16 protein-coding genes are annotated in these 19,043 nt (G+C 71.4%); 12 read left to right on the top strand and 4 right to left on the bottom strand.

Annotated features, from left to right (window positions below; genetic code table 11):
* Positions 1-121 precede the first annotated feature (121 nt).
* The 7 genes from OHA88_RS17780 (at position 122) to OHA88_RS17810 (ending at position 8,294) form a co-directional block, all read left to right on the top strand.
* Positions 122-2,296 carry a HEAT repeat domain-containing protein gene (locus OHA88_RS17780; protein ID WP_328626248.1) on the top strand — a complete coding sequence of 725 codons (2,175 nt, stop codon included), beginning with the start codon at positions 122-124 and terminating at the stop codon, positions 2,294-2,296.
* A complete protein-coding gene (locus OHA88_RS17785) occupies positions 2,293-2,607 on the top strand; it encodes a zinc-ribbon domain-containing protein (RefSeq protein ID WP_328626249.1) in 315 nt (104 codons plus the stop codon). The genes OHA88_RS17780 and OHA88_RS17785 overlap by 4 nt, the downstream gene beginning before the upstream one ends.
* 113 nt (positions 2,608-2,720) lie before the next feature.
* Positions 2,721-3,485, top strand: coding sequence for a hypothetical protein (locus OHA88_RS17790; RefSeq protein WP_328626250.1), 765 nt, complete (start codon positions 2,721-2,723; stop codon positions 3,483-3,485).
* Complete coding sequence (locus OHA88_RS17795; protein WP_328626251.1) at positions 3,482-4,855, top strand: sensor histidine kinase; 1,374 nt, start codon at positions 3,482-3,484, stop codon at positions 4,853-4,855. The genes OHA88_RS17790 and OHA88_RS17795 overlap by 4 nt, the downstream gene beginning before the upstream one ends.
* A 36-nt stretch (positions 4,856-4,891) precedes the next feature.
* The gene (locus OHA88_RS17800) at positions 4,892-6,271 is read left to right on the top strand and encodes an FtsW/RodA/SpoVE family cell cycle protein (RefSeq protein ID WP_326627267.1); all 1,380 of its coding nucleotides are present in this window, start codon (positions 4,892-4,894) and stop codon (positions 6,269-6,271) included.
* Positions 6,268-7,725 carry a penicillin-binding transpeptidase domain-containing protein gene (locus tag OHA88_RS17805; RefSeq protein ID WP_328626252.1) on the top strand — a complete coding sequence of 486 codons (1,458 nt, stop codon included), beginning with the start codon at positions 6,268-6,270 and terminating at the stop codon, positions 7,723-7,725. Before OHA88_RS17800 ends, OHA88_RS17805 begins: the two co-directional genes overlap by 4 nt.
* 89 nt (positions 7,726-7,814) lie before the next feature.
* Complete coding sequence (locus OHA88_RS17810; protein ID WP_328626253.1) at positions 7,815-8,294, top strand: DUF3291 domain-containing protein; 480 nt, start codon at positions 7,815-7,817, stop codon at positions 8,292-8,294.
* Here the strand turns inward: OHA88_RS17810 and OHA88_RS17815 are convergent, their stop codons facing one another.
* The 3 genes from OHA88_RS17815 to OHA88_RS17825 form a co-directional block, all read right to left on the bottom strand.
* Entirely contained in the window at positions 8,295-9,128 is an 834-nt protein-coding gene (locus OHA88_RS17815; RefSeq protein ID WP_328626254.1) for a hypothetical protein, read from the bottom strand.
* A 54-nt stretch (positions 9,129-9,182) separates the two neighbouring features.
* The gene (locus OHA88_RS17820; RefSeq protein ID WP_328626255.1) at positions 9,183-10,067 is read right to left on the bottom strand and encodes an ADP-ribosylglycohydrolase family protein; all 885 of its coding nucleotides are present in this window, start codon (positions 10,065-10,067) and stop codon (positions 9,183-9,185) included.
* Between the two features lie 234 nt (positions 10,068-10,301).
* Positions 10,302-11,405 carry a ferritin-like domain-containing protein gene (locus OHA88_RS17825; protein WP_326605766.1) on the bottom strand — a complete coding sequence of 368 codons (1,104 nt, stop codon included), beginning with the start codon at positions 11,403-11,405 and terminating at the stop codon, positions 10,302-10,304.
* Between the two features lie 178 nt (positions 11,406-11,583).
* On the opposite strand from OHA88_RS17825, the gene OHA88_RS17830 reads away from it, so the two are divergent.
* The 5 genes from OHA88_RS17830 to OHA88_RS17850 all read left to right on the top strand — a co-directional run bounded on the left by OHA88_RS17830 (position 11,584) and on the right by OHA88_RS17850 (position 17,692).
* Positions 11,584-12,519, top strand: a complete 936-nt coding sequence (locus tag OHA88_RS17830) for an AurF N-oxygenase family protein (protein WP_328626256.1) — start codon at positions 11,584-11,586, stop codon at positions 12,517-12,519.
* Between the two features lie 40 nt (positions 12,520-12,559).
* Positions 12,560-13,312 carry a TetR/AcrR family transcriptional regulator gene (locus OHA88_RS17835; RefSeq protein ID WP_328626257.1) on the top strand — a complete coding sequence of 251 codons (753 nt, stop codon included), beginning with the start codon at positions 12,560-12,562 and terminating at the stop codon, positions 13,310-13,312.
* A gap of 34 nt (positions 13,313-13,346) precedes the next feature.
* Positions 13,347-13,613 carry a hypothetical protein gene (locus OHA88_RS17840; protein ID WP_030915852.1) on the top strand — a complete coding sequence of 89 codons (267 nt, stop codon included), beginning with the start codon at positions 13,347-13,349 and terminating at the stop codon, positions 13,611-13,613.
* A gap of 84 nt (positions 13,614-13,697) precedes the next feature.
* On the top strand, positions 13,698-16,373 hold the full coding sequence (locus tag OHA88_RS17845) for an outer membrane protein assembly factor BamB family protein (RefSeq protein ID WP_328626258.1): 2,676 nt from the start codon (positions 13,698-13,700) through the stop codon (positions 16,371-16,373).
* Between the two features lie 146 nt (positions 16,374-16,519).
* Complete coding sequence (locus tag OHA88_RS17850) at positions 16,520-17,692, top strand: C40 family peptidase (protein ID WP_328626259.1); 1,173 nt, start codon at positions 16,520-16,522, stop codon at positions 17,690-17,692.
* A 100-nt stretch (positions 17,693-17,792) separates the two neighbouring features.
* Here the strand turns inward: OHA88_RS17850 and OHA88_RS17855 are convergent, their stop codons facing one another.
* Complete coding sequence (locus OHA88_RS17855) at positions 17,793-19,040, bottom strand: styrene monooxygenase/indole monooxygenase family protein (protein ID WP_030969918.1); 1,248 nt, start codon at positions 19,038-19,040, stop codon at positions 17,793-17,795.
* Positions 19,041-19,043 lie beyond the last annotated feature (3 nt).

A 19,043-nucleotide genomic window follows, 5' to 3' on the forward strand; every position in this document is an offset into this window, starting at 1 on the left:
ATGCCGCCTGCCCTTGGCGGCCGTGCGGGCAAAAGGCTGCATGTGGCGGGTGGATTGTCCGGGCCGTGGTGCACACTCTGCGCAGACACTGCTTCGTGAGGTCGCGTGGGGAGGCGATGGCGTGTTCGCAGGGATCGACGAGGTCGACTGGGCCTCGATGGAGCATGCGTACGGGCCTGCCGATGATGTGCCCGGGCTGCTGCGGGGGCTGGCGTCCGCCGATGCGGCGGAGCGCGAGGGAGCGCTGGACGGCATGTACGGGGCCGTGCACCACCAGGGCGATGTGTACGCCTGCACGCTTGCCTGCATTCCGTTTCTCTTCGAGCTGGTCGCGGATCCAGGGATCCAGGACCGGGGCAGCATCGTCGAGCTGCTCACCAGCATCGGTGGCATCGATCTGGACGAGGACGACGAGGAAGAGCTCGACGAGGAGGAGATCGAGGGCGCGGCGAACTACGCGATGGCGGCCACCGCCGTCACCGCGGGCGCCGGGGTGTTCTTCGAGCTGGTCTCCGACGAGGACCCGGGGGTGCGGCTCGCCGCACCGCTGGCGCTCGCCACACTGCACGGCCACCCGGTGCGGGTCCTCGCCCTGCTGCGGGAGCGGCTGCCGGTGGAGCCGGACGAGGAGGTGCGGCTCGCGCTCGTGGAGGCCGCCGGGCGCGTCGCGCTGCGGCACCGCCCGCTGGCCGGGCAGGCGGCTGACTGGCTGAGCCGGCTCGCCGCGGAGTCGTACGCCCCGGGACTGCGGCTGGCCGCCCTCGCCCAGCTGGCCCGGTGTGCGCCGGAAGCACTGCCGGGTGATGTCGTACGGGTGGTGGCGGGACTGCTGCGCCGGCTGCGCGCGACACCGGCGGGCGCAGCCGACGGGGAGGACGGGACCAACGGGGCGGACGAGGCGGATCCGGTGGTCATCGCCGGGCCGGGCGACGATCCGGGTCCGGCCGCCGATGCCGCCGAGGAGCGAGGCGCGCCGGTGACCCTGGTGGGGCAGTTGCGGGCGCTGTCCGCCGCCGAGTCCGCAGGGCGTACCGCCCCCTGGACGGCCGATCTGCTGCGGACACTGCACGTCGGGCTCGACGACCGGGTCGCGGACCGGACGGCGCTGCTGACCGATCAGCTGCGCAGCCCCGACCTCCGGCAGCGGATCGACGCCGTGCGGATGAGCGCCGGGCTGATACGGGCCTGGCGGGGCTCGTACGAGGAGCTGGTCCGGCTCGTGGGCGAACAGCTCGCCTCCCCGGAGCCGAAACTGGCCGAGGCCGCCTCGCATGTACTGGAAGAGCTCTTCGGGCTCGCCGCACCGGCCGCGGACGCGCTGGCGGCGCGGGTGGCGGCGGACCCCGGGACCTGGGTGAAGGAGTGGGCGAGCGGACCGCCGGGGCTCGGCAGCGCGGTCAAGGCGCTGGCCCGGCTGGGTGACGCCCGGGCCCTGCCCGCGCTGGCCGCCGCCCTGGAGCGTCCCGAGGTGCCGCACGACGTGGGTTTCGCCATCGGGTATCTGGGGGCGGCTGCGGCACCGCTGGCCGGGGTGCTGCGCCGCAGGCTCGGCGAGGTCGCTCTCGACGAGGGGGCGTACGACCGGGCGAATCCGCTGCTCTGCGGGCTGACCGCGCTGCGGGCGGGCGAGGCTGCGCCGGAGGTGCTGCGGGTGCTGCGCGGTGCGCCGGAGTATCGCGGGGAGTGGTTGCGGACGTCGGCGCTGCGGGCGCTCGGCTCGTTCGGTCCCGCAGCGCACTGCGCCGTACCGGAGTTGCGGGCGCTGATACGCCGCCCCGGGACCGCGGCGGCGACGGAGGCGGCTCAGGCGCTGTGGGCGGTCGACGGGGACGCGGAGGCCGTGCTGCCGGTGCTGATCGAGGGGCTTCGGGCCGAGCATGCGCACGAGCGGAGGTCGGCGGTGACCGCGCTGGGCGGGCTGGGGACCCGGGCGGAAGCGGCAGCGCCACGGCTGCGGGCACTGCTGTCGCACGACGAGCTGTGGCTGCGGGTGGACGCGGCGATCGCGTTGTGGGAGGTGTCCGGCCGGGCCGAGGAGTCCGTGCCGGTCATGCTGGCTGCCTGGGAGAAGAATCGTCATGTCAGGGTCCGGGTGGCCGAATGCCTGGCGCGGATGGGTGCTGCTGGTGCAGGGTCGGATGCGGCACACGTGCTGCGTGCCGAACTCGCCTCCGTGCGCCGTCACAACGCGATGGACGGCGGGTACGGCAGCCACGACACATACGAGGACGAAAAGCTGCTGGTGCTCTGCCGGCAAGCGCTTCCGGGGAACACGGGGAAAGGGCCCACAACGTGATCATCTTTGGTACGCGAGGCTATCTCTATCAACTGGCCGTTCTGACGCTGGTCTGCGGCTGGTGCGGCAACCCGGCCGCGCACACGCTGCGCAAGCGGGTCACGAAGTTCACGCTGTTCTTCGTGCCGCTGTTCCCGTTCTCGACCAAGTACGCGACGCAGTGCACGTTCTGCGGCGGGGAGCAGAAGATCCCGAAGGAGCAGGCCGAGCAGCTGCTGGCGCAGCACGTGGCGGCGCAGGACGGCAACCCGTTCGGGCAGGCGCAGCAGCCGGGGTACGCGCAGGACGGGCAGAACCCCTACCAGCACTGAACAACCGCCTCTTCACCGGCAGCAAGAAGACATAAAGGACTTCCTTCCGAATAAGGTCGACGGATCACGGGTCTGCGGACTCATGGACCGGACGACCGGGAAGGGAGCGAGCGATGCGCCCGCACCGCCGGGTGACGCGCCGCGCGACGGCGGCCCTCGTGGCCGCCGTCGGCGCCGCACTGCTGGCCGGCTGCGGCACCGACGGCGGCCGGCTGCAGAGCGCCGGACCGGCCCCGACCGCCATCGGGCCCGCCCGGCTCTGGCCCCAACTGCCACCCGCCTCCGCCGCTCCGTACGACTACGGCGAGGGCGCGACGGCGCGCATCCCCGGAATCACGGTCCCGCACGACGATGTGCGTGCGCTGGACCCGGTCGCCGTGGTGCAGGCCGACCTGAAGGCCACCACCAGCCGGTCCAGCGGTTCGGACGAACTCCCCGCCGACACGGTCCGGAGGATCACCGCGTGCCGCACCGCGCCCGCCGCCTGCCCGGTCCTGCAGCCGTACTACCGCGATCTGACGGGCGCGGGCAGGGACGACATGGTGCTCGGCGTGCGGCGCAGCGACGGGCGGCTCTCCGTCCGGGTCTACATGGCACACGCGGGCGCGCTGACCCGGATCATGGCCGTCTCGGACGCCGTGATCAGCGTGGAGCTGGCCGGCCGGGATGTGATCATGCGGGTGCCGTCGGCGATCACCGGGTACGAGTACCGGACGGTCTGGTCCTGGGACGACCAACAGCACGCGATGCTGCCGACGCAGGACGAGATCCTGCGGAAGCCCCCGGAGGCGGAATCCAGCGGCCGGCCGAGCGCGGAGCCCAGTCCTGCGCCGACCGTGACGTCGCCGTCGCCCGCCGTCTCCGAGGGGCGCCGATGAGGCGACGGAGACTGCGTACGCCCGCCTGGACCGCGACGCTCACCTGGAAGGCCGCGGTGTTCATCACCGTGATGTGCTGCGCCCTCGCCGCACTGCTCGGCGTACTGGTGCACACCGCGGTGACCCGGGAGACCGTCAGCGAGGCCCGCGACAAGGCGCTCGCCCGGCTGGCGGACGCGACCAGGGCGTACGAGGCGGGCGAAGCGCTCCCGCCGGATTCCGGTATCGACCCGGCCGGACTGCCCGCCTCCCTGCGCGACCTGGCCGTGAGTGGGCGTCGGGGCACCGTCGTCGCCGACGCCCACGGCCGGGCGGCCATGTGGGCCGCCGGCCCGGCCGACGGCCGCGCGCTCGCCACCGAGATCGACTACAGCATGAGCGCCCACACCATCGACCGCCTCGACCGGGCGATCGTCGGCTCCTCGCTGCTGGCGATCGCCGTGACGCTGCTGGTCGGCGCCTTCGCCGTCACCAGGGTCACCCGGCGGCTGCACCAGACCGCCCGGGTGGCCCGCCGGATCAGTGCGGGCGATCTCGACGCCCGCGTCGACGACCCCTGTACGGCGGACCCTGCGCGCCCGCAGGACGAGGTGGCGATCGTCGCCGGCGCACTGGACACGATGGCGTCCACGCTCCAGCGCAAACTGCTGGCCGAACAGCGCTTCACCGCCGATGTGGCGCACGAGCTGCGCACCCCGCTGACCGGTCTCTCGGCCGCCGCCGAGCTGCTGCCGGCCGGCCGGCCGGCCGAGCTGGTGCAGGACCGGGTCCGCACCATGCGGGCGCTGACGGAGGATCTGCTGGAGATCTCCCGGCTGGACGCACGTACCGAGGAGGTCGATCTCGCCGTGCACGAACTGGCGCCGCTGGCCGAACGGGTGGTGCGCGCGTCGGGGACGGCGACCGAGATCCGCGTCGTGGGAGCGGAAGCCGCCGGCGGGGTGCGGAACGTGCAGGTCGAGACGGACAAGCGGCGGCTCGAACGGGTCCTCGGCAATCTGATCTCCAACGCGCACAAGCACGGCCGCCCGCCGGTGGTCCTGACGGTCGACGGGCCGGTGGTGACCGTACGCGACCACGGCCCGGGCTTCCCGGACTATCTGCTGACCGGCGGTCCGCAGCGGTTCCGGACCGAGGGCGGCGGCAAGGGCCACGGGCTCGGACTGACCATCGCCGCCGGACAGTCGGCCGTCATCGGCGCCGAACTCGTCCTCGGCAATGCGGAGGACGGCGGGGCGGAGGCGCGTCTGACGCTCCCGGAGTACGTGCAGTTCGACGAAGACGAACCGGCCGGCCAGAACGGCGACGACGACGGCACCCGGTCCGGCGGCGACAGGCCGACCGGCGACGGCCAGGCCGAAGCGACATAAGGGAAATAAGGTCCACCTCTTGCTACGTTGCGGGGCATGACCGCAACGAGGCCGGACGCACCCCCGCCCGAGCTACGCCTGCCCAAGCGGCGCGGAGTGGAACTCTCGCTCCTCATCGGGGCCGTCCTCATCTCCGTCTACGGCTACGCCGCCGTCGGTCTCGCGCGCAACGACGCGGTCCCGCCCGATGTCGCCGGTTACGGCGCCGGCCTGGGACTGCTCGCCCTCCTCGCCCATCTCGCCGTCCGCTTCCGTGCCCCGTTCGCCGATCCGCTGCTGCTCCCCATCGCCGTCCTGCTCAACGGTCTCGGCCTGGTGCTGATCTACCGGCTCGATCTGGAGACGCCCAAGGACCAGGCCGCACCCACCCAGCTGATCTGGTCGACGCTCGGTGTCGCGCTCTTCACCGTGGTCGTCGTCTTCCTCCGCGACTACCGGGTGCTGCAGCGGTACGCGTACCTCTCCGTCGCCACCGCCCTCGTCCTGATGATCGTGCCGATCTTCTTCCCCGCCGTGAACGGCGCCAAGATCTGGATCCGGGTCGGCGGATTCTCCTTCCAGCCCGGCGAGTTCGCCAAGATTCTGCTCGCCGTCTTCTTCGCGGCGTATCTCGCCGCGAACCGCAATGCCCTCGCCTACACCGGCCGCAAGATCTGGCGGCTCCAGCTCCCCACCGGCCGCGTGCTCGGCCCGATCGTGGCGATCTGGCTGCTCAGCGTCTGCGTGCTGGTCCTCGAACGCGATCTGGGCACCTCGCTCCTCTTCTTCGGCCTCTTCGTGATCATGCTGTACGTGGCGACCGGCCGGACCGGCTGGATCGCGGTGGGACTGCTGCTCGCCGCCGTCGGCGCCTTCGTCGTCGGCTCCTTCGAACCGCATGTGCACAGCCGGGTGGAGGACTGGCTCGATCCGTTCGCCACCATCGCCGCGGGCCGCGGGCCCAGCCAGCTCGCCCAGTCGCTGTTCGCGTTCGCCGCGGGCGGGATGCTCGGCGCCGGGCTCGGTCTGGGCCACTCCATCCTCATCGGCTTCGCCGCCAAGTCCGACTTCATCCTGGCCACAGCGGGCGAGGAGCTCGGGCTGTCCGGGCTGACCGCGGTCTTCCTGCTGTACGCACTGCTGGTCGCCCGCGGCTACCGGGCCGGCCTCGCCCTGCGCGACCCCTTCGGACGGCTGCTGTCGATCGGGCTCGCCTCGATCCTGGCGCTCCAGGTGTTCGTGATCGCGGGGGGCGTGATGGGGCTGATCCCACTGACGGGCATGGCGATGCCGTTCCTCGCCCAGGGCGGTTCGTCCGTCGTCACCAACTGGATCATCGTGGCGCTGCTCATCCGCGTCAGCGACGTCGCCCGCAGGCCCCACCCCGACCAGGTGGAGACCGGGGTCGTCGCACCGATCGCGGAGGACCAGTCGTGATCCGCTACATCCGGCGGGCCGCCGCGTTCTGTCTGCTGCTGCTCATGGCGCTCCTGCTGAACGCCGCCCGCATCCAGGTCTTCCAGGCCGACGAACTGAACGACAACCCCGCCAACCGCCGCCGGACGATCGTCCGTTACGACCAGCCGCGCGGCGACATCATGGTCGGCAAGAGGTCCGTCACCGGTTCCCGGAACACCGGCGAGCAGCTCAGCTACGAGCGTACGTACACCAACGGCCCCTTGTACGCGCCGGTGACCGGCTACGCCTCGCAGACGTACGGCACGACGCTGATCGAGAACGCCGAGGACGGCATCCTCTCCGGCACCGACCCGATGCTCGCCCCGGTCCCCCTGTGGAACGAGATCACTCGCAGCCAGCAGCCCGCCGGCAACGTCGTCACCACCATCAAGGACTCGATGCAGCGCGCCGCGTACGACGGGCTGGGCAGCCGGCGGGGCGCGGTCGCCGCTCTCGAGCCGTCGACCGGCAAGATCCTGGCGCTGGTCTCGACCCCCTCGTACGATCCGGGACGGCTCTCCGGCACGGGTTCGTCGGTCACCGACGCCTGGCGGCAGCTCAACGCGGCGAAGAGCCAGCCGATGCTGAACCGGGCGATCCGGCAGACCTACCCACCGGGTTCCACCTTCAAGATCGTGACGGCGGCGGCCGCGCTCGACGCGGACGTGGTCACGGACCCGGACGCCCGCACCGACACCCCGTCCCCCTATGTGCTGCCCGGGACCAGCACCACGCTCCCCAACGAGGCGAGCGGCTGTGAGGAGGCGTCGCTCGCCGAGGCGATCCGGGTGTCGTGCAACACCGTGATGGCCCATCTCGGGGTGCAGGTGGGGCTGGACGGGATGGTGGAAGCGGTACGGAAGTTCGGCTTCAACGACACCGGACTGAAGATCCCGTCCGGGGTGGCGAAGAGCAACTTCGACACCGATATGAGCGACGACCAGCTGGCCCTGTCGTCGATCGGGCAGTACGACACGACGGCGACTCCCCTGCAGATGGCGATGGTGGCGTCGGCCGTGGCGAACGGCGGCGAGCTCAAGTACCCGTATCTGGTGGACCGTACGACCACCAAGGGCGGCACCACCGTCCGTCAGAACAACACGCGCTCGTACCACCAGGCGATGAGTCCGCGTACGGCGACGCAGCTGCAGCGGATGATGGTCGACGTCGTGGAGCAGGGCACCGGGTCCAACGGTGCGATCTACGGGGTGACGGTGGGCGGCAAGACCGGCACGGCGCAGCACGGCATCGACAACACGGGCATGCCGTACGCCTGGTTCATCTCCTGGGCCGAGTTCCCGGACTCGGGGCAGCCGGCCGTCGCGGTCGCGGTCGTCGTCGAGGACGCCGCCGCGAAGCGGGCGGACATCAGCGGGGGCGGCAGCGCGGCGCCGATCGCCAGGTCCGTCATGGAGGCGGCACTGCGGGGCTGACGGCACGGGTCGCACGGTTCGGATCCGGGGTCGTCCCGCGGCGCGGAACGGTCCGTGCGACGCGGAGCACCCTGACTTACTGTGCGGTCATGACATCCCTCGCGCCGCAGCCCGGCCACGAACTCGCCCAGGTGAACGTCGCCCGGCTCAGATTCCCGTTGGAATCCACCGAGTTGAAGGACTTCGTCGATGCTCTCGATCCGGTCAACGCGGTCGCCGACCGAGCAGTCGGCTTCATCTGGCGGCTCCGGAGCGAGACCGGGAACGCCACCGACGTACCGGTCTTCGGCGACTCCTGGCTGATCGTGAACATGTCGGTGTGGCGGGACACGGACGCGCTGACGGCCTTCATGTACCAGGGGCAGCACCGCGATCTCCTTGCCCGGCGCCGCGAGTGGTTCGAACGGGTGGCGGAGGCGATGACCGCGCTGTGGTGGGTGCCGGCGGGTGAGCGCCCGACGGTGCAGGACGCCGAGGAGCGTCTGCGCCATCTGCGTGAGCACGGTCCGACGGAGCGGGCGTTCACCCTGCGGACCGGCTTCCCGGCCCCGGCCGCCGCCGCGGGCTGATCAGCCGATCGGCCTGCGCGACTCGGCCCTGACCTCGGCCGTGTCCGCCGCCGCCTGCTCCAGGTCCACGCTCTTCGGGTCCTGGACCGCGGTCTTGGGAGTGACCAGGCCGACGAAGGCCGCCGTGTTGTCGTCGCCCCAGGCGCACATGGGGATGGTGCTGGTCACTCCGGCGTCCTTCGACGTGACGACCTGACAGGCCACCGTGATGTCGTATCCGTCGGGCGTGAACTCCCTGGCGGGTACGACGACGGTCATGCCCTTCTCTCCCGCGGCCCCCTCCAGGATCTTGTCCCGGGTGAACTCGGGCATCCTGATCCGGCCCCACATACCGGAGATGACCAGAACGCCGCCCTCGGCGGAGGTGTACCGGGTGACGACGGCCTTCACATCACGGACGCTGGGGTCAGGGACCTCCTCGACCTCCTTGCCGTCGGTCGACGACGTGTCCTCGGCGAGCGTGTACTCCTCGTCCAGCAACTTCTTCGGCACGGTGAGCCGGTACTCGGCCTCGGGGAAGCCACCCACGACCGACTTGCCGGCTCCGACCAGCTGGAAGGCGGTGTAGCCGAGGGCGCCGACCGCCACCAGTGCGGCGGCCACGATCCCGATGACCATGCCGGTCCGCTTCTTCTTCGGCGGCTGAACGCCCGGCGGGCCGGGCATCCCCGGCTGCCCCCACGGCCCTTGCGGCGGCCCCTGCGGCGGCAGTTGCTGCTGCGGATAGCCGTACGGGGGCTGCTGGGCATACGGGTTGTGCTGCGGGGGCTGGGGCGGCCCGTACGGGCCCTGCGGCGGCTGCGGCGGCTGCGGCGGCTGCGGCGGCATGGTCATGGCACCCAAGTTACGTCACGCATGCGAACGCCGATTCGACACAGGGTGGCCGTCTCAACTCAACGGCTCACGACTGCGCAGCCACTGGGCCGGCACGCCGTCGACCCCGGTGGCCGCGGCGACGACCCCGCCGGTGATGGCGCAGGTCGTGTCGACGTCGCCGAAGCCCTCGGCGGTGGCCCAGAGGGCCGCTTCCAGATCGCCCGGATGCCGGGCCGCGGTCCACAGGGCGAACGGGACCGTGTCGTCGGCCCGGATGCGCTGCCCGTTGCCGAGCAGATCGGCCGCCTTCCACGGCTCGGTGGTGAACGGCACGGCTGCGGCGCGCCGGATCCCGTCCCGTACCGATCCTTCGGGTGTACGGTCCGCGACCGCCGTCAACGTGAACCCGCCCCGCACCTGCAGTGCCGCGGCGACGGCCACGGCCACCGCGCCCGCGATGCCCTGCGGGTGGGCGTGGGTGACCTCGGCCGACAACTGCGCCTGCCCGGCCGCATGGTCGAGGTCCGCGTGGAACCGGGCGCCGAGCGGTGCGACCCGCATGGCGGCGCCGTTGCCGAGGCTGCCGCCCTCGAACAGGTCGGGCGCGAGGGTGCGCCAGTCGGCCGGTGCGGTGAGCAGCTCGGGCAGCAGGATGTGCATGCCGTGGCCGTAACCGCGGGCCGGGTCGATGTCGTACGTGAGGGCGAAGCAGGCGGCGAGCCGGTCCTGGTCCACCTCGCCGTGCTCGTCGAGGACACGCTGCAGGGCGCGGGCCATGGCCGTGTCGTCGGTCCAGTGCCAGACCGGTTCAGCGGGTGTGCGGCGGGCGCGGATCTCGTTGCGGGCCTGCCGGGGCGGGCGGAAGAGCGGGAACCATCGCTCCCCGAACGCATCACCGAGTGACAGTCCTTCAAGGCTTCGGCGGGCGGCCGCCAGGTCTGCGCGCGGGGGCGTCATGAGGGTCATCCTGGCGCCCGGGGCAGCGGGTGTACATCCCTTATTGGCGGGCACGGGCAGCGCCCGGCCCGGGATCTCGCGGAACTGTGCCACGGCTCCCGTGCGTCACCGCCGAGGGCGTCGCGGCGACGCACGCCGCACTGCCGGAGGAGCCGGTACGGGTGGCGGAGCCGGTGGGCGGTTCCGCGGCCGGCCTCCGGGCGCCGGCCGCTGAAGAACCTCGTGGCGGACCGCCTACGCCGCACCGTCCGCTATCGCGTCCTCGACCTCCGCCACCCGGGCCTGCTCCTCCGCCGCGAACCGGTCGCGGTCCAACTGCTCGGCGATCTCCTCGTCCTGGGCCATCAGCAGGTCCAGGTTGGAGTCGCCGAGCTCGAAGACGCCCATGTCGACGTAGGCCTTCTGGAGCCGTTCGCCCCACAGTCCTATGTCCTTGACGCACGGCACTATCCGGCTGAACAGCAGCTTGCGGAAGAGCTGCAGATACTCCGAGTGCTCGGAGAGCTCCTTGGCCTCCTGCTTGCCCACGCCGAAGTTCTGCAGCACCTCGACGCCGCTGAGCCGGTCCCGCATCAGGTAGCAGCCCTCGATGACGAACTCCTCGCGTTCGCGCAGTTCGGCGTCGCTCAGCTGCTTGTAGTAGTCGCGCAGCGCCATCCGTCCGAAGGCGACATGGCGGGCCTCGTCCTGCATGACGTACGCGAGGATCTGCTTGGGCAAGGGCTTGGTCGTGGTGTCGCGGATCATGCCGAAGGCGGCAAGGGCGAGCCCCTCGATGAGGACCTGCATGCCGAGGTACGGCATGTCCCAGCGCGAGTCGCGCAGGGTGTCGCCCAGCAGGCCCTGCAGGTTGTCGTTGACCGGGTAGAGCATCCCGACCTTCTCGTGCAGGAACCGGCCGTATATCTCCGCGTGCCGGGCCTCGTCCATGGTCTGGGTCGCGGAGTAGAACTTCGCGTCCAGATCGGGGACCGACTCCACGATCCTGGCCGCACAGATCATGGCGCCCTGCTCACCGTGGAGGAACTGGCTGAACTGCCAGGAGGTGTAGTGCTTGCGCAGCTCGCCCCGGTCCTTCTCGGTCATCTTCGCCCAGTGCGGCGTGCCGTACAGCGTGAGCGCCTCGTCCGGGGTGCCGAGCGGGTCGGCGGGGTCGACCTCCAGGCTCCAGTCGATGCGCTTGTTGCCGTCCCACTGCTTGTCCTTGCCCTTTTGGTAAAGGGCGAGAAGGCGCTCGCGGCCGTCGTCGTACTCCCAGCTGAAGCGGGCGGCGCCGGAGGCGGGCACCTGCCACAGCGGTTCCTCGGGGGCGGTGGTGTAGAGGTCGTGTGTCGACACGGACGGCTCCTTCGCCTCGCATGGTTCGATAAGTTCCGTGGCGGTTACGTCAGTTGGCAGGTTCACACGTTGGTAGACGCCGGGTCAACAAGTCGCGCGCAAGGGATTGACGACCTTGCTGACAAGCAGTCTCATAAGAAGCGACCGCCGGTAACCCACGTGTGAGGTGCCCTCAGCCATGACGACAGTGACCGAACGCGACGTGCAGACGCTTCGCGACGCACTCGGCCCGCTCCGGGACCGTGAGCAGATCGCCGAACGCCTCCTGGAGTCCTCGGCCAAGCACTCCTTCGACCCGGACACCGAGCTCGACTGGGATGCGGCCGTCGAGGACGGCAAGTGGTTCTGGCCGCCCGAGCTCGTCTCGCTCTACGACACCCCGCTGTGGCGGAAGATGTCCGAGGAGCAGCGGATGGACCTGGCCCGGCACGAGGCGGCGTCACTGGCCTCGCTCGGCATCTGGTTCGAGATCATCCTGATGCAGCTGCTGGTCCGGCACATCTACGACAAGCCCGTGACCAGCAACCATGTCCGCTACGCGCTCACCGAGATAGCCGACGAGTGCCGGCACTCGATGATGTTCGGCCGCATGATCCAGTGGGGCGGGGCGCCCAACTACCCCGTACCCCGCGTCTATCACAACCTCGCGCGGGTGCTGAAGACCGTGTCCACCACGCCGGGATCGTTCGCCGCGACCCTGCTCGGTGAGGAGATCCTCGACTGGATGCAGCGGCTGACATTCCCGGACGAGCGCGTCCAGACGCTGGTGCGCGGCGTGACCCGGATCCATGTCGTCGAGGAGGCACGGCATGTCCGGTACGCCCGCGAGGAGCTGCGCCGGCAGATGGTCACCGCACCGCGCTGGGAGCGCGAGTTCACCCGGCTGAGCTGCGGAGAGGCGGCGCGCGTCTTCTCCGTCTGCTTCGTCAACCCGCAGGTGTACGAGAACGTCGGCCTGGACCGCCGCGAGGCCGTCGCCCAGGTGAGGGCGAGCGGCCACCGGACGGAGGTCATGCAGACGGGCGCGAAGCGGCTGACGGACTTCCTCGACGACATCGGTGTGCTGAACGGGGTCGGGCGCCGGCTGTGGAAGAGCTCGGGCCTGCTGGCCTGACCCGGCTCCTCCACCGGGGGAACGGCTTACGCTTCGAGGTATGACCTCTGCTGCCGCAGCCCCGCCGAACCGCGCGTACCAAAGGCTCAGCGTCGAGGAGCGCCGCACGCAGCTCCTCGGTGCGGCCCTCAGCCTCTTCGCGCACCGGGCCCCCGACGAGGTCTCGCTCGACGAGGTCGCGGCGGTCGCCGGAGTCTCCCGTCCTCTCGTCTACCGCTACTTCCCCGGCGGGCGGCAGCAGTTGTACGAGGCTGCGCTCCGGTCCGCCGCCGACGAACTGGAGCTGTGCTTCACCGAGCCGCCCGTGGGCCCGCCCACCGAACGGGTGGAGCGGGTGCTCGACCGCTATCTCGCGTTCGTCGACGAACACGACGCCGGGTTCAGTGCGCTGCTGCGCGGTGGCAGCGTCGCGGAGACGTCCCGGACGACGGCGATCGTCGACGAGGTGCGGCGGGCGGCGGCCGAACAGATCCTTCTCCACCTCGGCCGCGGAGACACGCGGGCACCGGGCCCCCGGCTGCGGATGATGGTGCGGACCTGGATCGCAGCCGTCGAGGCGGCCTCCCTGATCTGGCTGGACGAGGAGAAGCAGCCCCCGGCGGACGATCTGCGCGCCTGGCTGGTCGATCAGTTGATCACCCTGCTCGCGGCCACCGCGGCCACGGACCGGGAGACGGCGGCCGTGGTGGCGGAGCTGCTGCCGCTGGAGACCGCCGACGGCCCGGCCGGGCGGCTGGCCGCCCGACTCGTCCCGGTGGTCGCCGAAGCGGCGCACCTGCTGCCACCGGACTGAGTGCCGGAACACGCCCCTGCGTCAGACTGGGGGCGTGAGAAGCGAGAACACCACCTTCAGGGGCGGCCCGCTGGACGGGCGGGTCCTGCCCGTCCTCGTCGGCGCGACCGGCCATCCGCCCAAGTGGTACGAGGTCCCGGTGCCGGATGCCGACGGCGGACCGGCCACCGTGTACACATACCGGCGGGTCCCGGCCGGATACTCCAAGCGGCTGGGTGTGCAGCGCGGCTGGGTGTACGAGTACGCCCCGGAGGGCCGCGAACGCCACACTCCCAAGTGGCCTTGGTCGAAACCGAACTGACCCGCGCGCATCCCGGCTGCGCGCACCGAACCCTCTAGGATCGACGGATCCATGGTCACGAGAACGGTCACAAGGGGGTGCGCCATGGAGGCGCTGCGTCAGGACGATCCACGCCGCTTCGGTCCGTACACCGTGGTGGCGCGGTTCCGCGAGACCGCGAGCGCCGTGCAGTACCTCGCGCATGACGCGGCCCTCGACGACACCGTCGTGATCACCGCGGCCCGCCCCGAACTCGCCGCGCTCCCTGCCTTCCGCCGCCGCTTCGAGGCGGAGACACGCACGGCGGACCGGCTGGCGGGTGGCTGGGTCCAGCCACAGATCGTCACCCGTACGGCAGAACACGCGGACGAGGACGCAGACGGACCCGCGGACAGGCAGCTGTGGACGGCCGTGGCGTACGTACCGGCGCTGACGCTCGCCGAGGCGATCGATTTCGCGGGCCCGCTCCCCGAGCGTGCCGTGCGGATACTGGGCGCGGGCATCGCCGAAACCCTCTCCCGGGTGCATGCCACCGGGGCCGTACTGGAAGGGCTCGCCCCCAGGACGGTGCTGCTGGCCGAGGACGGGCCCCGGCTCACCGCCTTCGGCCCCCTGGGCGCGGCGGCCGACGCGGAGGCCCGGTCGGGCGGGCAGCTGTCCGTACGGCTCGGCTATCTCACCCCGGAACAGATCGAGGGCAAGGAGGCCGGACCTGCCTCCGACCTCTTCGTGCTGGGCCTGCTGCTGGCGTACGCGGCGACCGGGACGACCCCGCTCGCCGACGGACCGGCGGCGGAGGCCGCCGAACGGATCGCCCGTACCGAGCCGGAACTGGACGCGGTTCCGGAAGAATTGCGCGGCCTGATCGCGCGCTGCCTCGCCAAGGACCCGGCCGACCGGCCGACCGCGGGCACGGTGGCGGCGGAACTGGCACTGGAGGGTGCGGCGGGCCTGGCCAAGGGCGGCTGGCTGCCGGATCCGCTGACCCGGGCGATCATGGAACAGGCCGGACAGGTACGAAAGTTGGCGGCGGATCCGGATGACGGTCCGGCCGACGCCGCCACCGGCACCCCCGTCGACTCGCCGACCCACGGTCTGCTCGGCCCCCTCGGCCACGACTCCGCCGACGCGGCCCCCGACGGACCCGCCGACGCCCGGTCCGACACCCCCGCCACCAGGGACGACGACGTCCGGACCACCCGCATCGGCAGCGTCGGCAGCCCCCGTGCGCCGGAGCCCGACCGGCCGACCACCCAGCTGTCCATCCCGCGTGAGCGCAGCGGGCCTCCGGCCGAGCTGCCCACCGGCCTGCCGCCCGTCGCACCGCTCGTGCCCCGGCCTCTTCCCGCTCCCACGACGCCGGCCGCCCCCGCATCGACCGCCCCGACAACAACCCCCACCGCTCCCCTTCCCTCTCCTCCCCCTGCCGGTCCGGTCAGCGCTCCCGCTCCCGCAGTCCCCTCACTCGACCGTCGCACGCTGCTCGTCGGTGGCGTTGCCGGTGCCGCCGGACTCGTCGTCGGGGGCGGGGCGGTGCTCGCCTTCGGGTCCGGCGGTTCCGAGGACCAGGACGACGCCAAACCCGCCCCGGCCCCCACGCGCCTCACCGTGGCCGGGCTGCCGCCGCAGCCGCGTTGGGTGTACACGCATCCCGACGCCGAGCCCGCGCCGCTCACCGCCGCACTCTGGCTCGACCGGCTGCTCGTCCTGACCGGCGACACGCAGGCCGTCGGAATCGATCTGCGCTCCGGCCGCCGCGTCTGGGAGTGTGCGGACGGAGCCAAGGGGCAGGCGGCCCTGCCCGCCGGCGAGGATCTCTGCTTCGTCGCCGGGCCGTCCGAGTTCCTCTGGCTGTCAGCCAAGAACGGACAGGTCATGCACCGGGTGGCGCACGAGGACGGGTTCAAGGACGCGCCGTATCTGACGGTGTCGGACATCGTCGGCCAGTCCGGGCCGGTCATCTGGTTCACCGGCTCCCACAAGGTCACCGTGAAGGCCAAGAAGCCGAAGAAGGGCAAGAAGCCCGGTAAGGACACCCAGGCCGTCGTGTCGTTCCTCTTCGCGTACGACGTCGTGCAGCGCAAGGAGGTGTGGCGGACTTCCGTACCCACCGGGCGTGAATCGGCCGCCCCCGCCTACCGGTTGATCACCGTCCGGCCGGACGACGTCGTCGTACGTCAGAAGAGTGCGACGCTCACTCCGGGAGACGTCAAGGCCGCCAGGGGCAAGGCGGTCTTCCGCGGCTTCGACCGCGAGAGCGGGAAGCTGCTGTGGACCAGGTCGTTCGGCAAGGTCGGGCCGGACGGGGCGGCCGTCGGCGACGACAAGGGGCTGCTCTACGCGGCGGTGGGCGACGATCTCCAGACGTTCGAGATGCCCGGGGGCAAGCCGGAGTGGACCCTGAACGGCACCGCGGGCTCCGTGTTCGGGACCCCGGTGCCGGCCGGAACGCTCCTGCACATCACCAACCGCAACCAGGAAGTCGGCGCGGTCGACCGGGCCACCGGAAAGCTGCACTGGCGGCGGTCCACTGAGGCGACGCCCGGCGGCGCCGCGCCCGCCATCACCGTCAGCCTCTCCGGCAAGACCCTGCTGGCGGCCGGAGGGGCGCAGGTCACCGCGTTCTCGGCGGAGGACGGACGGCGGCTGTGGAAGTTCCAGGACATCGGGGTGCAGGATCCGAAGGGGGCCACGGTCACCGCTCCGTACCGGGTGCTGGCGTTCGGGAAGACCGCCGTGGTCCAACGCGAGTGGATCTTCTACGCGTTCCCGGTGGCGTGAACCCGCAGGACACCCGCCTTCCGGGGGAACCCCGCGGCCGCCACGGCACGGGGTTCTTGCATCGCCCGGCACCCGGTGACCGTATGGATGTGTTGCGCTCACTCATGGGGTAGTCCCACGATCGCCCCGTCATCGGAGGTGATCCCGTGTCAGGCACGGTCCTGCGCACCGTCTGCTCTGCGGCGCTCGCCGCCCTCGTCCTGGCCTCCCCCGCCGTTGCCGCCCCCGTGGAACCGGACCCCGGGCCCTCGGGCGTGGCCACCGGCAAGGGCCCCGACTCCACCAAGAGCATCGCCGAGCTGCTGACCGAGCTGCGCACGCTGTACCGGCAGGCGGAGGAGGCCACGGAGACGTACAACGGGACCGTGGCCGAGCTGAAGAAACGGACCACCGAGGCGAAACGGCTCGATTCCGCCCTCTCCGCGGCCAGGCTCGCACTGGCCCGCAGCCACGACGAAGCGGGGCGGCTGGCCCGTGAGCAGTACCAGGGGCGGTCCGACTTCTCCTCGTACGCACAGCTGCTGCTGGCCCGTGATCCCGAGCACGCCCTGGACCAGGGGCATGTGATCCAACGGGTGTCCGCGGACCGGGCCGCGACCGTGAAGCGGCTCACCGGCACCGCGAAACACGCCGACGGCCTGGCCACCGCATCCCGCAAGGTACGCGACAGACAGCGGGTACTGGCGGCGCGGCAGAAGAAGCAGCGGGACACGGTGCGGGCGCGGCTGCGAAACGTCGAGAAGCTGCTGGCCACCCTCTCCGCCGAAAGGATCGCCCAGATGTCCCGGCTGGAGCAGCAGGCCACGGAGAAGGCCCAGGGCGCGCTGGTCGCCTCGGGCGCCCTGTCCTCGTCCCGGCAGCCGTCCGAGGAGGGCGGCGAGGCGGTGAAGTACGCGATCGGGCAGGTCGGCAAGCCGTATGTGTGGGGTGCGGAAGGGCCGGGGTCGTTCGACTGCTCCGGGCTCACCTCACGGGCCTGGGCCACCGCGGGCCGGCCCATCCCGCGAACCTCCCAGGAACAGTGGCAGCGGCTGCGGAAGGTGCCGCTGAAAGCGCTGCGCCCGGGTGACCTGGTGATCTACTTCCCGAAGGCCACGCACGTGGCGCTGTACATCGGCAACGGCCTGGTGGTGCAGGCGCCCCGGCCGGGGACCCGGGTGAAGGTCTCACCGGTGGCGTCGAACCCGCTGCTCGGCGCCGTGCGGCCGGACCCTGAGAACGCATCGCTGCGCACGTACGAGCGGCCGGAGCTGCCCCGGGATGCGTCGGACGACTCGGACACGGGGTACAGCTCGTCGTCCGCCCCCACCGGCGCGTAGCGCAAGCTCCCGCGAGTCACCCTGGCCGGGCCGCCTGTGGGCCGTCCGAAGGCGGCCCACAGGCACCGATGTTCACCAACGCTGACCAGTACTTCGCAGGTCAGGCGGCGGATGCGGCCCCGGAGACCTGGGCCAGGTACGCGTTCGTCTTCTCCGGGTCGAAGAAGAAGTTGTCGAAGTCCGCCGGGTTGTCGAACCCGTTGGCGAAGCGGTCGGCGACCGGCTGGAGCTGGCCGGCTGCGCCGATCAGGTTCAGCACGTGCTCCGGCGGTACGCCGAGCATGGCGTTCGTCCACTTCACGACGTGCTGCGCGGTGTCCCAGTAGCGGTCGAAGGTGGACTGCATCCAGTCCGCGTCGAACGGACGGTCGCCGTGCTCGATGATCGACCGGAGGTACGCATCGGCGCACTTGGAGGCCGAGTTGGAGCCCTGGCCGGTGATCGGGTCGTTGGCGACGACCACGTCCGCCACGCCGAGCACCAGACCGCCGCCGGGCAGCCGGCCGATCGGCTTGCGGACGGTCGGGGCATAACGGCCCGCCAGGGTGCCGTTGGCGTCCGTCAGTTCGACCTTGGTGGCACGGGCGTACTCCCACGGCGTGAACTGCTCCATGAGCTCCAGCGTCTTCGCGAGGTGCTCGGAGGGGTCCTTGATGCCCTGGAACACGTCCAGCGGGCCGCCCGGGATGCCTTCCCAGAACAGGATGTCGGCGCGGCCGGACGTGGTCAGGGTCGGCATCACGAAGAGCTCGCCGACGCCCGGGACCAGGTTGCAGCGGACCGCGTCGAACTCGGGGTGCTCGGGGCGCGGGCCCATGCCGTGGACGTACGCGACGGCCAGTGCGCGCTGCGGGGCGTCGAACGGCGAACGGGACGCGTCCCGCCCGAACATGGAGACCAGCTCGCCCTTGCCCGCGGAGACCATCACCAGGTCGTAGGTGCGGGAGAAGTAGTCGAGGTCCGAGACGGCCGCACCGTGGATGACGAGCTGTCCGCCACGCTGGGCGAACGTCTCCATCCAGCCGGCCATCTTCACGCGCTGGTCGACGGACTGGGCGAAGCCGTCCAGCTTGCCGACCCAGTCGATGGCGCGCGAGGAGTCGGGGGCGGCGACCGAGACGCCGAGGCCCTCGATGCGCGGGGCCTGGGACTCCCAGAAGTTGAGCTGGAGGTCGCGCTCGTGCTGCAGCGCCGTGTCGAACATGCACTGCGTCGACATGACCCGGCCGGACCGGATCTCGTCGGCCGTGCGGTTGGACATCAGGGTGACTTCGTACCCACTGGACTGCAGTCCGAGGGCGAGCTGGAGACCGGACTGGCCGGCACCGACTATGAGTATCTTCCGCATCGC

This window comes from Streptomyces sp. NBC_00353 (assembly GCF_036108815.1).
GTDB lineage: Bacteria > Actinomycetota > Actinomycetes > Streptomycetales > Streptomycetaceae > Streptomyces.